This window comes from Duncaniella muricolitica, assembly GCF_910574735.1.
Classification (GTDB): domain Bacteria; phylum Bacteroidota; class Bacteroidia; order Bacteroidales; family Muribaculaceae; genus Duncaniella; species Duncaniella muricolitica.
Window position 1 is genome coordinate 37,955 of sequence record NZ_CAJTCF010000006.1, and the last position, 14,592, is coordinate 52,546.

20 protein-coding genes are annotated in these 14,592 nt (G+C 47.1%); 7 read left to right on the forward strand and 13 right to left on the reverse strand.

Annotated elements, in window-relative coordinates:
• The 6 genes from QGT73_RS02350 to QGT73_RS02375 form a co-directional block, all read right to left on the reverse strand.
• Positions 1-405, reverse strand: coding sequence for a hypothetical protein (locus tag QGT73_RS02350; RefSeq protein WP_280121250.1), 405 nt, complete (start codon positions 403-405; stop codon positions 1-3).
• A complete protein-coding gene (locus QGT73_RS02355) occupies positions 402-1,397 on the reverse strand; it encodes a DUF4249 domain-containing protein (RefSeq protein ID WP_280121251.1) in 996 nt (331 codons plus the stop codon). Before QGT73_RS02355 ends, QGT73_RS02350 begins: the two co-directional genes overlap by 4 nt.
• Positions 1,385-3,796, reverse strand: coding sequence for a TonB-dependent receptor domain-containing protein (locus QGT73_RS02360; RefSeq protein ID WP_280121252.1), 2,412 nt, complete (start codon positions 3,794-3,796; stop codon positions 1,385-1,387). The genes QGT73_RS02355 and QGT73_RS02360 overlap by 13 nt, the downstream gene beginning before the upstream one ends.
• Complete coding sequence (locus QGT73_RS02365; protein WP_280121253.1) at positions 3,793-4,239, reverse strand: hypothetical protein; 447 nt, start codon at positions 4,237-4,239, stop codon at positions 3,793-3,795. Before QGT73_RS02365 ends, QGT73_RS02360 begins: the two co-directional genes overlap by 4 nt.
• A gap of 4 nt (positions 4,240-4,243) precedes the next feature.
• Positions 4,244-4,825, reverse strand: coding sequence for a hypothetical protein (locus QGT73_RS02370; protein WP_280121254.1), 582 nt, complete (start codon positions 4,823-4,825; stop codon positions 4,244-4,246).
• Positions 4,826-4,907: 82 nt separating this feature from the next.
• Positions 4,908-5,408 carry an RNA polymerase sigma-70 factor gene (locus QGT73_RS02375; RefSeq protein ID WP_280121255.1) on the reverse strand — a complete coding sequence of 167 codons (501 nt, stop codon included), beginning with the start codon at positions 5,406-5,408 and terminating at the stop codon, positions 4,908-4,910.
• Between the two features lie 502 nt (positions 5,409-5,910).
• Between QGT73_RS02375 and QGT73_RS02380 the strand changes: the two genes are divergently transcribed.
• The 6 genes from QGT73_RS02380 to QGT73_RS02405 all read left to right on the forward strand — a co-directional run bounded on the left by QGT73_RS02380 (position 5,911) and on the right by QGT73_RS02405 (position 7,885).
• Positions 5,911-6,105, forward strand: a complete 195-nt coding sequence (locus QGT73_RS02380) for a hypothetical protein (RefSeq protein ID WP_280121256.1) — start codon at positions 5,911-5,913, stop codon at positions 6,103-6,105.
• 12 nt (positions 6,106-6,117) lie between these two features.
• Positions 6,118-6,435 (forward strand): sulfide:quinone reductase, encoded by a 318-nt coding sequence (locus tag QGT73_RS02385; protein WP_280121257.1) that lies wholly within the window; start codon positions 6,118-6,120, stop codon positions 6,433-6,435.
• Between the two features lie 4 nt (positions 6,436-6,439).
• The gene (locus QGT73_RS02390; RefSeq protein ID WP_280121258.1) at positions 6,440-6,607 is read left to right on the forward strand and encodes a glyoxalase; all 168 of its coding nucleotides are present in this window, start codon (positions 6,440-6,442) and stop codon (positions 6,605-6,607) included.
• Position 6,608: 1 nt separating this feature from the next.
• A complete protein-coding gene (locus tag QGT73_RS02395) occupies positions 6,609-6,971 on the forward strand; it encodes a hypothetical protein (protein WP_280121259.1) in 363 nt (120 codons plus the stop codon).
• Between the two features lie 55 nt (positions 6,972-7,026).
• Positions 7,027-7,404, forward strand: coding sequence for a hypothetical protein (locus tag QGT73_RS02400; RefSeq protein ID WP_280121260.1), 378 nt, complete (start codon positions 7,027-7,029; stop codon positions 7,402-7,404).
• Between the two features lie 97 nt (positions 7,405-7,501).
• Positions 7,502-7,885, forward strand: coding sequence for a hypothetical protein (locus tag QGT73_RS02405; protein WP_280121261.1), 384 nt, complete (start codon positions 7,502-7,504; stop codon positions 7,883-7,885).
• Between the two features lie 226 nt (positions 7,886-8,111).
• Here QGT73_RS02405 and QGT73_RS02410 read toward each other — a convergent pair whose 3' ends face one another.
• The 7 genes from QGT73_RS02410 to QGT73_RS02440 form a co-directional block, all read right to left on the reverse strand.
• On the reverse strand, positions 8,112-8,357 hold the full coding sequence (locus tag QGT73_RS02410) for a hypothetical protein (protein ID WP_280121262.1): 246 nt from the start codon (positions 8,355-8,357) through the stop codon (positions 8,112-8,114).
• The gene (locus QGT73_RS02415) at positions 8,305-9,048 is read right to left on the reverse strand and encodes a P-loop NTPase family protein (protein ID WP_280121263.1); all 744 of its coding nucleotides are present in this window, start codon (positions 9,046-9,048) and stop codon (positions 8,305-8,307) included. Before QGT73_RS02415 ends, QGT73_RS02410 begins: the two co-directional genes overlap by 53 nt.
• Positions 8,960-9,652, reverse strand: a complete 693-nt coding sequence (locus QGT73_RS02420; RefSeq protein ID WP_280121264.1) for a hypothetical protein — start codon at positions 9,650-9,652, stop codon at positions 8,960-8,962. Before QGT73_RS02420 ends, QGT73_RS02415 begins: the two co-directional genes overlap by 89 nt.
• Before the next feature lie 125 nt (positions 9,653-9,777).
• Entirely contained in the window at positions 9,778-10,134 is a 357-nt protein-coding gene (locus QGT73_RS02425; RefSeq protein ID WP_280121265.1) for a hypothetical protein, read from the reverse strand.
• Positions 10,097-10,387 carry a helix-turn-helix domain-containing protein gene (locus QGT73_RS02430; RefSeq protein WP_280121266.1) on the reverse strand — a complete coding sequence of 97 codons (291 nt, stop codon included), beginning with the start codon at positions 10,385-10,387 and terminating at the stop codon, positions 10,097-10,099. The genes QGT73_RS02425 and QGT73_RS02430 overlap by 38 nt, the downstream gene beginning before the upstream one ends.
• A 197-nt stretch (positions 10,388-10,584) precedes the next feature.
• Entirely contained in the window at positions 10,585-11,748 is a 1,164-nt protein-coding gene (locus QGT73_RS02435; protein WP_280121267.1) for an IS4 family transposase, read from the reverse strand.
• 196 nt (positions 11,749-11,944) lie between these two features.
• Complete coding sequence (locus tag QGT73_RS02440; protein WP_280121268.1) at positions 11,945-13,933, reverse strand: alpha-L-arabinofuranosidase C-terminal domain-containing protein; 1,989 nt, start codon at positions 13,931-13,933, stop codon at positions 11,945-11,947.
• A 197-nt stretch (positions 13,934-14,130) separates the two neighbouring features.
• On the opposite strand from QGT73_RS02440, the gene QGT73_RS02445 reads away from it, so the two are divergent.
• Positions 14,131-14,592 (forward strand): DUF4372 domain-containing protein (locus QGT73_RS02445; protein ID WP_280121269.1); only part of this gene is annotated, 462 nt, incomplete at its 3' end.

Below are 14,592 nucleotides of genomic sequence, written 5' to 3' on the forward strand. Positions count from 1 at the left end.
TTATTTATTGTTTTGTATTTGAATTTTATTGAAATCTATTTTTAATGGAATGTCAAGGCTCCCCTTCAATTCCACGTGGGTGCTACCAAGGATAATGTTATCTGTATCGGGAATTATATATTCGGCACTGATTACATATATACCGGGCGTGACGTTATAAATAATCATATTGTCATTGATTTCGTCTGCATGGCGCACAATAAAACTGTCGTTTTCATCTGTGACAAATATCCCTATCCGAGATAATTCTCCCTGAAAATCCTCCAATCCGTCATATTCAAGATGGATTATCATTTCGGCTATTTTAGGTGGAGGATCAGGACCGTCAATACCTTCGCACGACGTGAACACTGCCGACATTATGATTATGCCAATAGACATAATCAATAACTTCATTCTTTTCATCTTATGGCGTTTGATTGATTTACAATCCTTTCAAGAAATTCTTTCAAATCTATGGTATATTTTGCCGATGATTGTGCTGCCACGACACCTGCACCCGTGGAAACATTGCTGTAGCCCCATTTTGATTCAGCGAGACCTATGTCCGAAAGGTCACCTATGATACCTTCATCTGCATTCCATTTATACACCGCCCAGTTGTAGTAACTCTGTGAGACCGTGGTAAGATAGAGATTCAAACCACATTCAAGCAGAGACTCATGATACTCCTGCGACTCGACATGAAAGGAGTTGTCTGAAAAATTGAGATGAAGCGTATAGGTTTTTCCTGAGAACTGGCGGTCGGAAAAAAATACAAATTGAGTATCCTCGTCATTGCCCATAACGGTCTCAAATACTCCGATGTGTTCTTTGAATATCGGCTCGGAATTATACTCGAATTGTCTGATTGACAGTGTCGGCGAACCGTCAGTATCTGAACCAAACCAGTTGTATCCGAAATGATAATAGTTGTCAGTTCCAGCCGGGTCATTGACATCCATTTCAATATTAAGGTTGAATATAATGTCGGCAAGCATCTCGTAGTGAAAGAAATCCTCATCGCCTTTCCATATACTTGTGACAACGGGCGTGAATTTCACTTTACCTATCGGAGTGGCATATGGCACTGTAACTTCCGCCATAGCACTGCCGTATGTCGGACTTTCTGCCATAATACGGATTTTATCTCCTTCTCTGGGGAGGTAGTCACTTCCCACAATCCTCTCGTTGGCAAGTATGGTAATACTTGCATCGGTCACTTCATGGTTGCTCTTGCCCTTCTCGTCATTGAACATCCATGTGTGCGATACCTTTACTTCTATCGGTTCACCGGCTGTAATCAGCGAGTTCAGACATAGTACAGGCCTGGTATCTATCTCAGGACTAAAATCCTCATAGCAACCTGTCAGAAGAGTTGCCGCCAATATGGGAAGTATGTATCTTAGAATTGCCATGTGTATGAAATGGAGGGGATTATCGGTAAAAGTTTTACTTTCTGGAACACCGGACGATTGGAGTTGGTGTAAGTACGCCTTATCGCCACAGTGTTCATGTGGCAGTATGCGTTGAACAGACTGAATGTCCAATAGCCTCTTTTGTTCCTGACTGTGCATGAGAGGTCAAGGCGATGGTAGAACGGCAACTGATAGTTGTTGATCCGTGTCTTTAACGGTGATTCGTCGCCGACATAACTGTTCCCGAATTCGGGGGCATCCCACACTTGCGGGAGCAGCGTGAAACGGTTGCCGGAATGTCCGGTCCATGCTGCATTGAGACTTACTTTCTTGCTTATATTCCAATTGACGAGAATGTTTACAGTGTGTCTGTTGTCGAAACGTGCCGGGAATGTCAGACCGTTGTTCTTGTCAGGGAAAGTGCGGTCAGACCAAGCGAGTGAATAGGCTATATGTCCGGTAAGTTTTCCGAACTGTTTTTCAACCTTGAAGTCAAAGCCTTTGGCTGTTCCTTTGCCGGAACAGAGCTGGGCGTTCCACATCTCGGTAGGGGGTTGAAGATAATACTCGTCGCAGTAATCCACAAGATTGCGCATTATTTTGTAATATCCTTCTATGGAAGCTGCGAACATCCGGTTATCAGACCGCCAATAAAGACCGAGAGAAACTTTGTCGGCATTCTGTGGCCTGAACTTTCCGGTAATGGGAACCCATTGGTCGGTAGGCAGCGACAGATACGTCTGAGAAAGTTGATGAACATACTGGTTTGTCCGGGCGTAGGCGGCCTTTACAGCCCAATGTTCGTTTGGCCGGTAGCTGAGTGACAAACGTGGCGCAATGCCGTAATTTGTCTTGCCGTCGATATTGAACAGCGACAGATGCAGCCCTGCGTTGGTGCGGAAGTGGTCATTTATTCTCCAGTCATCCTCAATATAGGCATTTGCCTCATTCGCTGTGTATGTCCACGTAGAATCACGGGTAACAATCTGCGTGGTACCAACTGTATAATTGCGGTTTGTCCTTGCCGGAAGAAAGGAGTGCAACGTATAACCTCCACCAAAACGGACGCGGTTGGTTTCACCGGGACGCCAGTCAAAATCAGCTCGGAATATCCAGTCGTTGATGTTGTTGCGTGTCTTGGTGACGGAATGTGATTCAACCGTATTCTCTCCAGTTGTCTCCTTTGAAAGCCAATCATGCGTCATACCCGAAAAATAACGGGTATAGGCGGCTGTGAACTCGGCGGACATTTCCGGCTTGAATTTATAATTCAGCCCGGTCTGCGCTACAAGGTTCCCCCAATTGAAATCGGCCTTGTCATCGTCATACCAGCCGGTCTGAGGCTGTTCTTTGTCGGATGAGCCGGTCCTGAGGACATCGTTCCCGAAATATACCGATGCGAACGCTGTGGCGTTGTTTGAAAATCGGTGTGTCACTTTCGCGTTGAGATCCATGAATGCATAGCGGAATCTGATTTTTTCATCATCACTTGAGGAGTTGATTATCGCCAGCATAGGTATCGACAACACATCGAACCATGAACGGCGCAACGCCACGGAATAGGTTGTGCGTCTTCCGATCGGGCCGTCTATATTGAAAGAGCCTGATGTGAGTCCGAGTTTAGCCGAGCCGTGGTGCCCATCGGGATTGCCGTTCTTGGTACGCACATCAAGGTACGAGGACAATCGTCCGTCATATTTGGCAGGTATCGACGACTTGAAAAAGTCGATATATCTGATGGCCTCGGCGTTGAACGCAGAAAACAACCCGGCAAAGTGATTGACCTGATAGAGAGGAACATTGTCGAGCATACAGAGATTCTCGTCGGCATTTCCTCCGTGTACATTCATTCCCGCCAGACCTTCCTGACCCTCTGATATTCCCGGCTGCATCTGCAACGCCTTTATCACATCGCTTTCGCCGAACATCACCGGAGTATTGATAATCTCCTGCGCGGTAAGTTTCTTCGCGCCTATCTCGGCTGTCTCAACCGCTGGAGCCTCAAGTCTGGAGACAACGACAACCTCTTCAAGCATTTTCGGAACTGTAATGGAGGACGGGTACAATGTGACATTCTGACGCTTGGCAACTTTCTTGTCCTCTTTCTTCTTTGGCTGCCGTCTGGTCAGAATCACGTTTTTCCCTTTTATCCTGTATTCAATATCGGAACCTTTGAATATCTCCGAAAGAGTATGTTTCAAGGATTTATCCTTGACGGTTACCGACACTTTCATGTCTTTAAGCAGTTCAGAAGAATAGACGAAGTTCATGCCCGTCTGCTCAACGATGGAACGGAACACTATTGCCGCCGGTTGGTTCACAGCCCTGATAGTAACATTCTGCGCTTGGAGAATGATTGGCAGAAGAAGCATTATTATGAATGGTATATACTTTTTCATTGATTCTTGACCGTCAGTTCCGTTCCCAATATTTCGTTGATTGTCTCCACAAGATCGGAGGCGGTTCCCTCATAGTGAAGTGAGAGCCGGTATTCTTCCGGTGATTCAGGCAACCCCGTCACCTTGACATTATACGTTTCATTGATTTTCTCCACTACCACTGTAAGCGGAGTGTTCTCAAAGTCGATTGCCTTTACCACATCTTTATCTGTTTCAATAGGTGCGGTCACCTCAGTTCCCGATAATATTGACGGAGCTGTGCTTGCTTTGTAGATGATGGCCGCCGATGCGGTGAGGACAACTGCTGCCGAGACTGCCGCAGCCACACGGTACTTTCTCCATATCGAAAAGGGGCGTATGCCGAGACTGTTCCACGCCTTGTCGGTGGAGAATCTTCCCTTCTTGTATCTGTCTGCGATGAATTTAATCTCTTTGTTTTCCATAATCTTAAAAATCTATACCAACACGGAATGTGAAATAGATACTTGAGCCGTGCTTCTTGCCTACATACTGGATTTCATAGGAGTCTGGAGCGGTTTGCGTCCCCTCATAAACTTCAGAGGTATATCCGGCAATACTCATGCCCAGTCCGAGATTCACCCCCATTTTACGACCCCAGTTGAAACGGTATCCTACCGTCGGTGAGACATAGATGCCTCCTCCGTTGGCGACATTGTAACCAATACGCAAATCGCCGAAAGGGGTGAATTTTCCGAATGAAAAATCAGCGCGTCCTTGCATAAAGACCGGGGCTATCCAACTGTCCCATTCGCCACAACGTTCCATGCCGAGACCTGCTCCCACGAAGAATATAGGATTTATCTGATAGCCATGTGACGTGGAGAACCCTGTATAGAATGTATTGTCACGGTATGTCTCAAACGACCCGTCTATAGTTATAAAGCCGAGCCTGTCGGAACGGACGCTGCTGCTCCAGTCCAGAAATCCGCGATAGCCTTTGTTGGGTTGTCTTGCCCCGGCCGTTGCCGTTGCAAGTATCATTGTCAGTATGAAAAGTATTTTCTTCATGATGTGAATATCCATTGTTCACACCTATGACCGGACAGTCCCGAAAAAGTCCTATCCCAAAAAGAAAATTTTTTCAAAAAAATTATAGGAAGGGGAGAAAGAACGGTTTGTGTCCACTGTTCAACGCCTCGCGCAGACGGCTGAAAGCCTTGGTCATCTGATTCTTGACTGTCTTTATGGATATGCCGAGTTCATCGGCTATCTCCTCGTTGGAATACCCGTCACGCTTACTCATCAGAAATATCTCCCGACATTTCTCAGGCAATTCATCTATTGCTTTCCAGATTCTCGCATCGCGGAAGGAGGTGTCAATCTCCTCTTCTCCTGCCTCCGGAATAAACTCTTCACCTACTTTCTCTTTTAATGACGAAAGATATGAAAGACATTCGTTGCGCACGCTTCTATACATGAATGCCTTGAAATTTGATATTTCCAATCCTCCCTCCAGTCTTTCCCATGTATTAAGAAAAGCGTCCTGCACCATATCCTCTGCAACATCGGCGTCATCGACAATGCGGAGGGCGTACATGCCAAGCGGCAGGTACAGCTTCCGGAAGAATATTTCAAATTCCTTGGTTGTCATTGTCAATCACAAACGCTTAATGTTCAGATATTAAAAGTTTGCAAAATTACTCATAATAATCAAGATTGACAAGTTTAATGATTCGATGAGTTTGGGTTTAACCAGCCTGTTATGGGACTTTAGTTTACTGTATTTGAGTATAGACGACACTTTTGTAAGTCATAGATGGATTTTCCTGTGAATTATTCGCTGCCGTCAGGATTGACGTTTTTCTGTGCGAAATTACTGCGTCCGTGAGCAACGTCAAGTGCCGCTGCGCTTTCCGTCGGCGTCCGCGACCGTGAGCCTCCACAACCTTCAGCTCGAAACCGAGCATTCGGTTTCAAATTTTCTCATACCTCCAAAATTTGGGTATCCCGGTCTTGCCGCCGACTCCACCCTTGCCTTATGCACCCTCATGGCCGCAGCTGTAGGTTGCACGAAAAACGGCCAGCCCTGCCGAAGAAGCTCAAAAGAGCTTCACAAAAGGGAGAAAGAATTAAACCTCAGAAATTAAGGAACTATGAGAGTAAAACGAATGACAATCGAAGAGGGCAAGCGAGTAGGCATCAGCCGCTTTCCGAACTTCCACAAGACAGGGAGCGTGCGAGGTATGAGGAAGCTCTATTACGGGCAGAACTGCCTTTTAGTGCGCTGTGGCGACTATATCTATAATGTGTCGCCGGAACCCCAAATATACAATCAGGCAACAATCTAAATCCCACCCGACATGAATACAGACATAGACTTTATGAATATCGCCGAGGACGACAAGGCGTTTGTGGCATCGTTTGAAAACTTTGTCAATGGCAGAGTGAGCAGCACTGAAAAGACCGGCATGGCTATGACCACCATGCACCGCTATCTCCAACAGCAGGCTTTCAAGGTGTTCATGGGCTACATGAAGGCTCTTGCACACAACTACCGCAAGGGTCGTTATGATGACAGCAACGAGTGGGCTTCGCGTATCGCTGACGAGGCTTACGGACATCTTGTTGACTGTGACCTCGTATATGACGCAGATTATATAAAACTCAAAAATAGATAATGACATGGAAGATACCGATTTCCCCGAATACGGACGGCAGTGTGAACTCAAAGAGCCGTGGCGAGGCTACCACAGAGGAACAATAACAGGACGCAACGGCTACCGCTTCATCATTGAATTGGGCAGCGGTGCAAGAATAGAACTATACGATGACGAAATAGAATTTGACTGATATGTGCAGATTACAGACACCACAACTGGAGGAAGCCTTAAATGGCTTCCCCCTTTACTCCCAGGACGGCAAACGAAAAGAAGCGATTTGCCGTGCAATCTTCGCAATTGGCTCTGCCTGTTGGTACATACTTGAGGGCGAAAGAGAGGGTGATGACACCATCATGTTCGGCATAGTAATTGGCTTGCTTGAAGATGAATACGGCTATGTGTCGTTGAAAGAACTCTCTGAGATTGAACTCAACCTCACATCATATGGATTTGGCATACTCCAAGTTACGCAAGTGCCGGATTTCAAGCCAACCGCGTTGAAAGATATTAAGGATTATCGCCTGCAACAACTCCTCTCAAGGCTTGAAGATTAAGAAACCCGTCAGCCGTGGTACTCTCTACCACGGCTGACATAAACACCTACAGACTATGTATATCGACGATTTGACAGACGCGGTGGTTGCTTGTGCCGAAGCCAAAGGCTGGCATGTGGAAGCGGGCATCATCTACAAGGAGCAGAAAAGTGAATTTGAGTTTGGCAAATACAGTCCTGCCGGACGTGACTTTTCTTTCAACGCCACAATGAAATGCGCCAACATCAACTCTCTTATCGAGGACATTGACAATTACTATGAGTGTTTCGATGTTGACTCCGAGACTTATCTATGGCTCGACCATAACGGACACGGCAAACGTGGCGCGCCATACCGCATGAGAGCCGTGCTTGAAGACATGGAGGCTACAGAGAAGATGATTGAAGAACTTTTGGACGCGGTAAAGGGAATGGAGGTGCCGGAAGAATACTGATTTTTCCCTTAAAGCCATAAAAGCGACCTGCCATATCCATCACGGACATGGCAGGTCTGGATGTGCGGAATTGTACCCAATTAAAAACAAAGCAGGCATGTTACATAGTGATATAATCAAGATAGCGGTCAAGAATGGTTGGGCAGTCTCGGTGACTGCCTCGGCCGATGGTTCCTATTATTTCGACTTTCAACGCCAGACGCTCGGCGGATTGCTGTTCAGCTTCACCGCCGAGCTTTGCGGAGGACGTGTCGGCTCACTCGTTGACGAGATCATCTCCTTCGTCGATACACTCGACCCCGAGCGATATGCCGCAGAGTGGCTGGAGTCAGCCGGACCGCTCACGCCGTCACGTCACAGCCAGGCAATAGCCGACATGGACGACATGCGCACCCGCGCATGGCTTCTCGCTTTCGACCTCTCAGCCGAGGCCGAAAAAGAACGTATCCTTTTCGACCTTCCCTGGTACCGTCTGAACTAAAGCCTACCGATTTTTTCGTCTGCGTCCACGTTTGACCTGCGGGTTCTCTTTCAGCGATATTATGTCGCTGCCGAGAATGAGCCTGTGCCAGCCGTTTTTCGACCTTTGATAAGGAAGCACCGGCGGGCATTTTTTCATGTACTCGTAAATTGTGGTCTGTCCTATACCCAGCAGTCGCTTCGCCATGCTGACTGAATACAAGGCATCCGGTATGATATTCTTGAAATCAAGGCGCATGGCACGAACCTCCCGTATCCTTGCCGCCTATACTACGGCGATATTCCCTGATGAATTTATCTGCCGCCTCCACAGCCATCTCTGCGGCCACTCTCACATAGAGCGGCCAATTCTCAATTCGGGAAGACGGTGCATGGTCGGCGGTTTGTCGCAGATCGTAATAGAAGAGTGCCGAAGCAAGTTCAAACTGTCTCTTCTCCCAGTTTATCCGGGTCTTTTTCTGTCTGTGTCTCATTTTCGTAATTTTTTTGTGTTGATTTTCTAAAAGTGCGTCCGCGCAGGGCAACGAAATTGAACATCTCCTTGAAGCGGTCGTATATTCTCGCGCCGTAATATTCAGCTATCTGGTCGGGCGTGTAGTTGGTGGTGACGTGGGTGAACTGATGGAAACGGTTGTCATAGCGTCTTTGGAAAATATACTGCATGACATTCTCAAAGTTTCCCCATCTGCCGGTGGGCTTTGTCTCACTGCCCAATTCGTCAAAGGCCTGTCGGGGACAGTTGATGTATTCCTTGATGGCACGGTAGCCTCCGTTGGGGGATTCATCGGCATAATCAGCACAGATGTCTATCACGTTGTTTATCCTGAAATAGTACATCATGCCGTCTACAGGCTGCCTTACAATCCGGCAGAATTCCCGAATTATTCTCAGCATTGTCGATTTCCCGGTACCGACTTCTCCCCAGATGAAAAGCCCTTTGTCCGGATCGAGATTCCCGTCATAGTCCATCATCGCCCAATGTACGATGTCGGAATAGGTGGCCTTCAATTCGTCACGTATCTCGAAGTCCGGACATATCTTCCTTGCGCAGATTATGAACAGTTGCTTGTACCGGTTAATCTTCGATAAGTCCGCAGCCTGGTTCGAGCGGCGTTCGCCGGCCTCTTTTATTTCCCTGATTGCCTCCTCCGGGTTTATTCGCATTGGTTGTGCCATCTCTTTTTTCCTTGTCTAAGCGGGCGCGGGCCCAGTTGAAAAAATGTTCTTTGCATTGCAGGACTGCCTCGTATCTCTTCTCCTTGATACGGCTTTCCTGAACAAAGTCCGGATACATGGACGTAAGTTTCTCTTCTTTGCAGTGCAGAGCCAGAGCTATTTCCCTGAACGCGTCTTTATCCTTTAATAAAATTTCAAAAAACTCTTCCTCGCGCGCGGGAGGAGAAGAAATATTTTTATTATTCTTATTATTATAATTTATGTCCCCAAAAGTGTCCCCGGAAGTGTCCCCAACCGTGAGCGATTTCGCTTCTTCGATTGTAGGAGAATCCGTATCTTCCCTAATTGTAAATCCGGGAATCTGCTCCATCACGAGGACTGTATATAAGGTGACATTGCCCATAACCTTGCGTTCTATCCATTTCTGAGACTCCAGTATCTTCAGATAACGCCCGACAGTATCCTTGTCAACGCTTATGGCGGCCGCGAGCCTTCGGGTTGATGAAATGAACTGCCCGGGACGAACCTCCACAGACATGCCCTTTACAGGATATGTGTCCTTCGACCTCTGGACGCGAAACAGTATTTCCATCCACAGATGGAACAGCCTGCTTTCGTTGTATAGCCAGCCTACTGAACGCAGTTGGTGAAGTACTGGTATCCATGAAAGGTTCATTTCCGTAATCGAGTTTCCTTATATTATTTTCAGGACGCTGATTACGCCTTCCCGGTATCAGGTTTCGATTCTGTCCGGGGAGTGCGCGGCGTGAAAATGCAGGTTTCACCCTCGGAATACAGTTCGCGGAGAAAGACCCTGCAGCCTGCAATCTTCTCGATGATGTCCTTGCAGAAATCCGGTATGCGGCAATAACCGGCCTTCCAGTTGTAGAATGTCTTTTGCTTGATGCCGTTGCCACATTCGGCTACTACTTTCCTTACGAAAAAGCGGTGGTTTGACTGCGGTATGGTGGCGAGATAGTCATTGAGACACTTGCAGTCAATCTCGCGTATCTGGTTGTTGGTCATGGCTGTGATATTAAAGATGAGTAGAGTCAGATCTTCCGTTTTTTTCAATCATTTCGAAGCCCGCTCGCCGTCTGACATCGTGATATGACAGAAAATAGCGTCGGCCCGTGCGTGTGGCGTCAAGAGTGCCTTCGTGGATTGAGTCGCGCACTCTCTGGGGTGTACAGTGAAGTATCTCCGCTGCCTCGTTGACGGTTATTAGTCGGTCGGGAGGCTCAGGCTCGTGGAGCGTGCGCTTTATCTCTTCGAGTGTGTTCTCGATGCGGGTTAGCCTCATTGTTATGCGTCTGTCTTCGCTCATATCAATTATTTTTTGAAGTTTTTGATTGTTTGTGTTTAGTAATCATTAGTAATATTTAGAAAAATGATTAATTTTACAATTAGAAATGATTAATCTAAATTAGTCACTCGCAATTACACAAACAAACTAATAGTGCTAAATGATTGTTTGATGTGTTATTATTGGAAGACACTACTGTCCAATAAAAATGGACGGGGTTAAAAATTAAATAAATTCGGTTCACTTGAACCATAGAGAACATTGACATTTTTGAAATTCGATTTGTCGAAGAGGTCTCCCAGATGAGTCTTGTCAGTCAGCGAGATTCCAAGAATCTGAAGTACTTCATAGATGCTCCGTTCCAGTTTCATATCGTGTTGTACGATTGCAACAAGGCAATAAGTAATTATAGCGCAATAGATTTGGATGCGTACTGCATTCTCTGATGTTCCCCAGAACTTCTTGATACGCAGATGCTGCTTGATCCATTTGAAGAACAGTTCCACGCTCCATCGGTTGCGGTATAGATCGGCGATTGTCTCGGCGGAAGCAGTCAGATTGTTGGTCAGGAATATGTATCTGGTACCGTCCTCGGGATCGATGCAGATTACTTTACGGAGTTTTTCCGGGTAATCCTTTGAGCTTTTATAAACCGTGAAGTAGCCGATTGCGTCTGAAACAACGTTCTCGGGAAGCCTCCGTTTCCATGTCTCAGGCTTGAACCGGACATTGGTTTTCGCCCTGACGACAAAGAACGCACCGATCCGATTTATCGTGTAAAGATTGCCGAAATCGTTGTAGCCACGGTCGAAGATATAGTGCGCGCCCTTCTCATACGGAATCTCCGGCATAGCCTTTGAATCATGGACTTTTGCTTCGGTAATATGCACGAATGCAGGAACTTGAGCCTCTACATCGTAAAGCGTGTGCATCTTGATTCCGCCCTTGTGCTTGCGAAACTTAGCCCACTCAAACACCGATAGACACAGGTCTATGGTGGTGGAGTCAAAGGCATAGACATGCCCGTCAAGCTCAAAGATTTTCTGTATCCTACGCTTGCGCGCCTCCGCAATTATATAGAAAGCGAACTCCTCAAAGATGCGGTAATCGCGTTGCTCGTTAGCTTTGCTAAGATTACTCCGCGTCACGGATTTTCCGATGCCGAGATGGTAGAGTTTCCCCGCATGGGCTTCCATCGCTACGATGAGATCGCGAAGGCTCTCACGATTTGACAATTGTCCGAACATCAGCGTAAGTAGTTGATTCCAACAAGTATAACTCTTCACATATTTGTCGCCATCATACTTATCCACAAGATGACGGAACTTGTCATTGTCGAGGAACTTGACTAATTGAGCAAAAACGTACTTGTCTTTTAACATAACAGCCTGATTCAGACTGCAAAGTTAATTTCAAATCGTCGCATCTCAAAAACGCTCACAACAAATTGAATTTCAATAATTTCAAAGTACTCTTATGATTTTTTAGTGGACACTAATGGGAGAAGATACATAAATACAAAAGTCTCAAAAGCAATATAAACTTTTGAGACTTTTGTATTTATGTATCCCTTATGATTTACCTGACTATATATACGGCAAATGACTCGGGCTGCACTACAGCACTGAAGTCATGGCCCGATATTTTGGCGGAGGTCTCGTAAGGCTTCACGGCATCGGGACGGTCAAGAGTATTTTCGGCACGTTTGTCAGCCGCGCGGAGATATATAATACGGACATCCGAAAGAGATGCTTTCTTCTTCATTCCCACAAAGTTGAATTTCACTTCACGTGGCTGCGACGATGTGTTGGCGACCTTTATGATATAATGGCCCGATTCATCAAGAGCGGCCGATGCAAAGAGTCCGTGCTGATCTGCGGCTCCCGCAACCGGTTTGCCGGCCATTGTGAGCGGGAGCACACGCGCACCCTTGTATGTGCCATAAAGCTGTTGCACATAATAACTTGCGGTGGGCACCGAGCGAAGATTGTCAAACCATATCATGTCAGGCCGCCACTGCCACCCTTCGACATGGGCAAAAAGCGGTGCGTAGGTTGCCATGCGCACAATGTCGGCATTACGCTCAAGTCCGGTCATAAAGGCGGCCTCGCAGAGAGCGGCGTTGAAATGGTTGCGCTTATAGCCTTTGCCATGACATGCATATTCTCCGGCAAACACTTTTGGCCCCTTACGGTCATAGCTGTCATATCGCGCGCCCTGAGAAAGAAACCAGTCCTCAGGACGATAAAAATGTTCGTCGACAAGGTCGACTTTTAGCCGTTTCATCTCGGGCCATAGATAGTCAAACTGTTCACCCTCGGACTGCGGCCCCGACGAACCGACGATTTCAATCTCGGGATGTGCCGAGCGGAGAGCGTCGACAAACTTTGTGAGTCGTTCCACATATTCCGGTCCCCACTGCTCGTTGCCAACAGCAAGATATTTGAGGCCAAACGGAGCCGGATGGCCCATCTCCGCACGTAGCGCGCCCCAGACAGTTGTGGTGTCACCGTTGGCAAACTCTATGAGATCGAGAGCGTCCTGTATATAGGGCTGCAGGCTATCTACCGGCACATGCGCCTCGGGATTACGATTTTGATACTGGCAGGCGAGCCCAACGCTTATCACCGGGAGCGGAGCAGCTCCCATCTCTTCCGACAACAGGAAATATTCATAAAATCCGAGTCCGTTGCTCTGATAATAGTCAGGATAAAAGCGTCGCGGAAACGTATAGTGCCAGCGGTTCTCGTTGAGTGGTCGGTTTTCGACCGGGCCTACAGTATTTTTCCACTGGTAGCGTGTAGCGAGATCGGTGCCCTCCACTATACATCCGCCCGGAAAACGAAACACACCGGGCTTTGTCTCGGCAAGAAGTGTCGCAAGGTCGGCCCTCAGTCCGTTCTCATGACCGCGCCAGGTATTGGTCGGAAAGAGCGATACATGTTCGACATCTACCCCCTCGGGTGAGTCAAGAAATATGCGCAGACGTCCTCCCTTGGCAACGGTCCTGTCAGGCTTCAATGTTGCCGAGTATTTTTTCCACTCCTTCGATGACACTTTTATCTTCACGCTGACACACACTTGAGACTCTCCGTCGGCATCGGGCTCAATAAGTTCGACGAGCAGACGCGACGGCTTGTCGGAGACCTGACGAGCCCATATCGAGAAACGATAAGTAGAATCCTGCATAAAGGCTATGCCAAAAAATCCCTCATTGTCCAGGCCGGTGCGTTTGTCGCTATGGCCCGGCGAAATAAGCCTCACATAGTGGGGATTACGCTCAAACGGGCCGTCATCCATAACCGACACCTTGCCAAACGAACGCCAGCCCATGAGACGGTCGGGAAACTCAAACGAACGGTTCTTGATCATCTCGGCATAAAGTCCGCCGTCGGCAGCATAATTTATATCTTCAAAAAAGAGGCCATACATGGTCGGGGCAATATCGGCTCCGGGCTTGTTGACATGGATGTCAAATTGTACCATATCATTCTCGACAGCTCCGGTCGACAATGCCGCCCCCAACATCGGCAAAAAGCCGACAGCTATTTTCACAAACGGATTCATAAATCTAAGGTTAAATTTTTCACCGTAAAGATAGTCATATTTCCATAAATAATTATTACTGTCCGCTAAACTTTTTTTGAGCGATTGAAAAATTAGGGCTGATTCTTGCTAAGGCAAGCGACAAAAGTCGATTACCATTTGCAGGAGTCAGCCCTAATTAGTTATTTTTGGTGTCGTCAAACAAACCATGAATAACCATGAGCAAAAGTAGTAATTTCTTCGGACAGCCGATATATGGGCAGTTGATAAAATCGCTCGACCGCGAAAAAATTGTTGAAATCAGCCGAAAACACGGCGGAGAGAAGTATATAAAGAGTTTTGACGGCTTCACTCACCTGTTGACGATGCTCTATGCCGTGATACAGCGGTTCGACTCATTGCGTGAGATAGAGACCGCCATGACGGCGGAGGTACGTAAACTGCATCATGTCGGAATTAAAACTGTTCTCAGGCGCAGCACTCTGTCTGACGCAAATGCCAGACGCCCGGAGAGCTTCTTTGAAGAGGTATACCGCTATCTGTATGATGTCAATAAAGGAATCCTTTCATCGGACAGCCGACGCAATGGCACGGAAGAATGGATAAAACAGCTTCGCATCATTGATTCCACGACCATTTCGCTTTTTTCCAATGCCATTTTCAAGGGTGTTGGCCGGCAT

Coding starts and splice junctions, on each gene's coding strand:
- QGT73_RS02385 (WP_280121257.1), top strand. CDS start 6,118: ATGAATACAGACATAGACTTTATGAATATCGCCGAGGACGACAAGGCG.
- QGT73_RS02360 (WP_280121252.1), bottom strand. CDS start 3,796: ATGAAAAAGTATATACCATTCATAATAATGCTTCTTCTGCCAATCATT.
- QGT73_RS02370 (WP_280121254.1), bottom strand. CDS start 4,825: ATGAAGAAAATACTTTTCATACTGACAATGATACTTGCAACGGCAACG.
- QGT73_RS02350 (WP_280121250.1), bottom strand. CDS start 405: ATGAAAAGAATGAAGTTATTGATTATGTCTATTGGCATAATCATAATG.
- QGT73_RS02375 (WP_280121255.1), bottom strand. CDS start 5,408: ATGACAACCAAGGAATTTGAAATATTCTTCCGGAAGCTGTACCTGCCG.
- QGT73_RS02435 (WP_280121267.1), bottom strand. CDS start 11,748: ATGTTAAAAGACAAGTACGTTTTTGCTCAATTAGTCAAGTTCCTCGAC.
- QGT73_RS02400 (WP_280121260.1), top strand. CDS start 7,027: ATGTATATCGACGATTTGACAGACGCGGTGGTTGCTTGTGCCGAAGCC.
- QGT73_RS02410 (WP_280121262.1), bottom strand. CDS start 8,357: ATGAGACACAGACAGAAAAAGACCCGGATAAACTGGGAGAAGAGACAG.
- QGT73_RS02395 (WP_280121259.1), top strand. CDS start 6,609: ATGTGCAGATTACAGACACCACAACTGGAGGAAGCCTTAAATGGCTTC.
- QGT73_RS02415 (WP_280121263.1), bottom strand. CDS start 9,048: ATGCGAATAAACCCGGAGGAGGCAATCAGGGAAATAAAAGAGGCCGGC.
- QGT73_RS02390 (WP_280121258.1), top strand. CDS start 6,440: ATGGAAGATACCGATTTCCCCGAATACGGACGGCAGTGTGAACTCAAA.
- QGT73_RS02380 (WP_280121256.1), top strand. CDS start 5,911: ATGAGAGTAAAACGAATGACAATCGAAGAGGGCAAGCGAGTAGGCATC.
- QGT73_RS02365 (WP_280121253.1), bottom strand. CDS start 4,239: ATGGAAAACAAAGAGATTAAATTCATCGCAGACAGATACAAGAAGGGA.
- QGT73_RS02405 (WP_280121261.1), top strand. CDS start 7,502: ATGTTACATAGTGATATAATCAAGATAGCGGTCAAGAATGGTTGGGCA.
- QGT73_RS02355 (WP_280121251.1), bottom strand. CDS start 1,397: ATGGCAATTCTAAGATACATACTTCCCATATTGGCGGCAACTCTTCTG.
- QGT73_RS02430 (WP_280121266.1), bottom strand. CDS start 10,387: ATGAGCGAAGACAGACGCATAACAATGAGGCTAACCCGCATCGAGAAC.
- QGT73_RS02420 (WP_280121264.1), bottom strand. CDS start 9,652: ATGGAAATACTGTTTCGCGTCCAGAGGTCGAAGGACACATATCCTGTA.
- QGT73_RS02440 (WP_280121268.1), bottom strand. CDS start 13,933: ATGAATCCGTTTGTGAAAATAGCTGTCGGCTTTTTGCCGATGTTGGGG.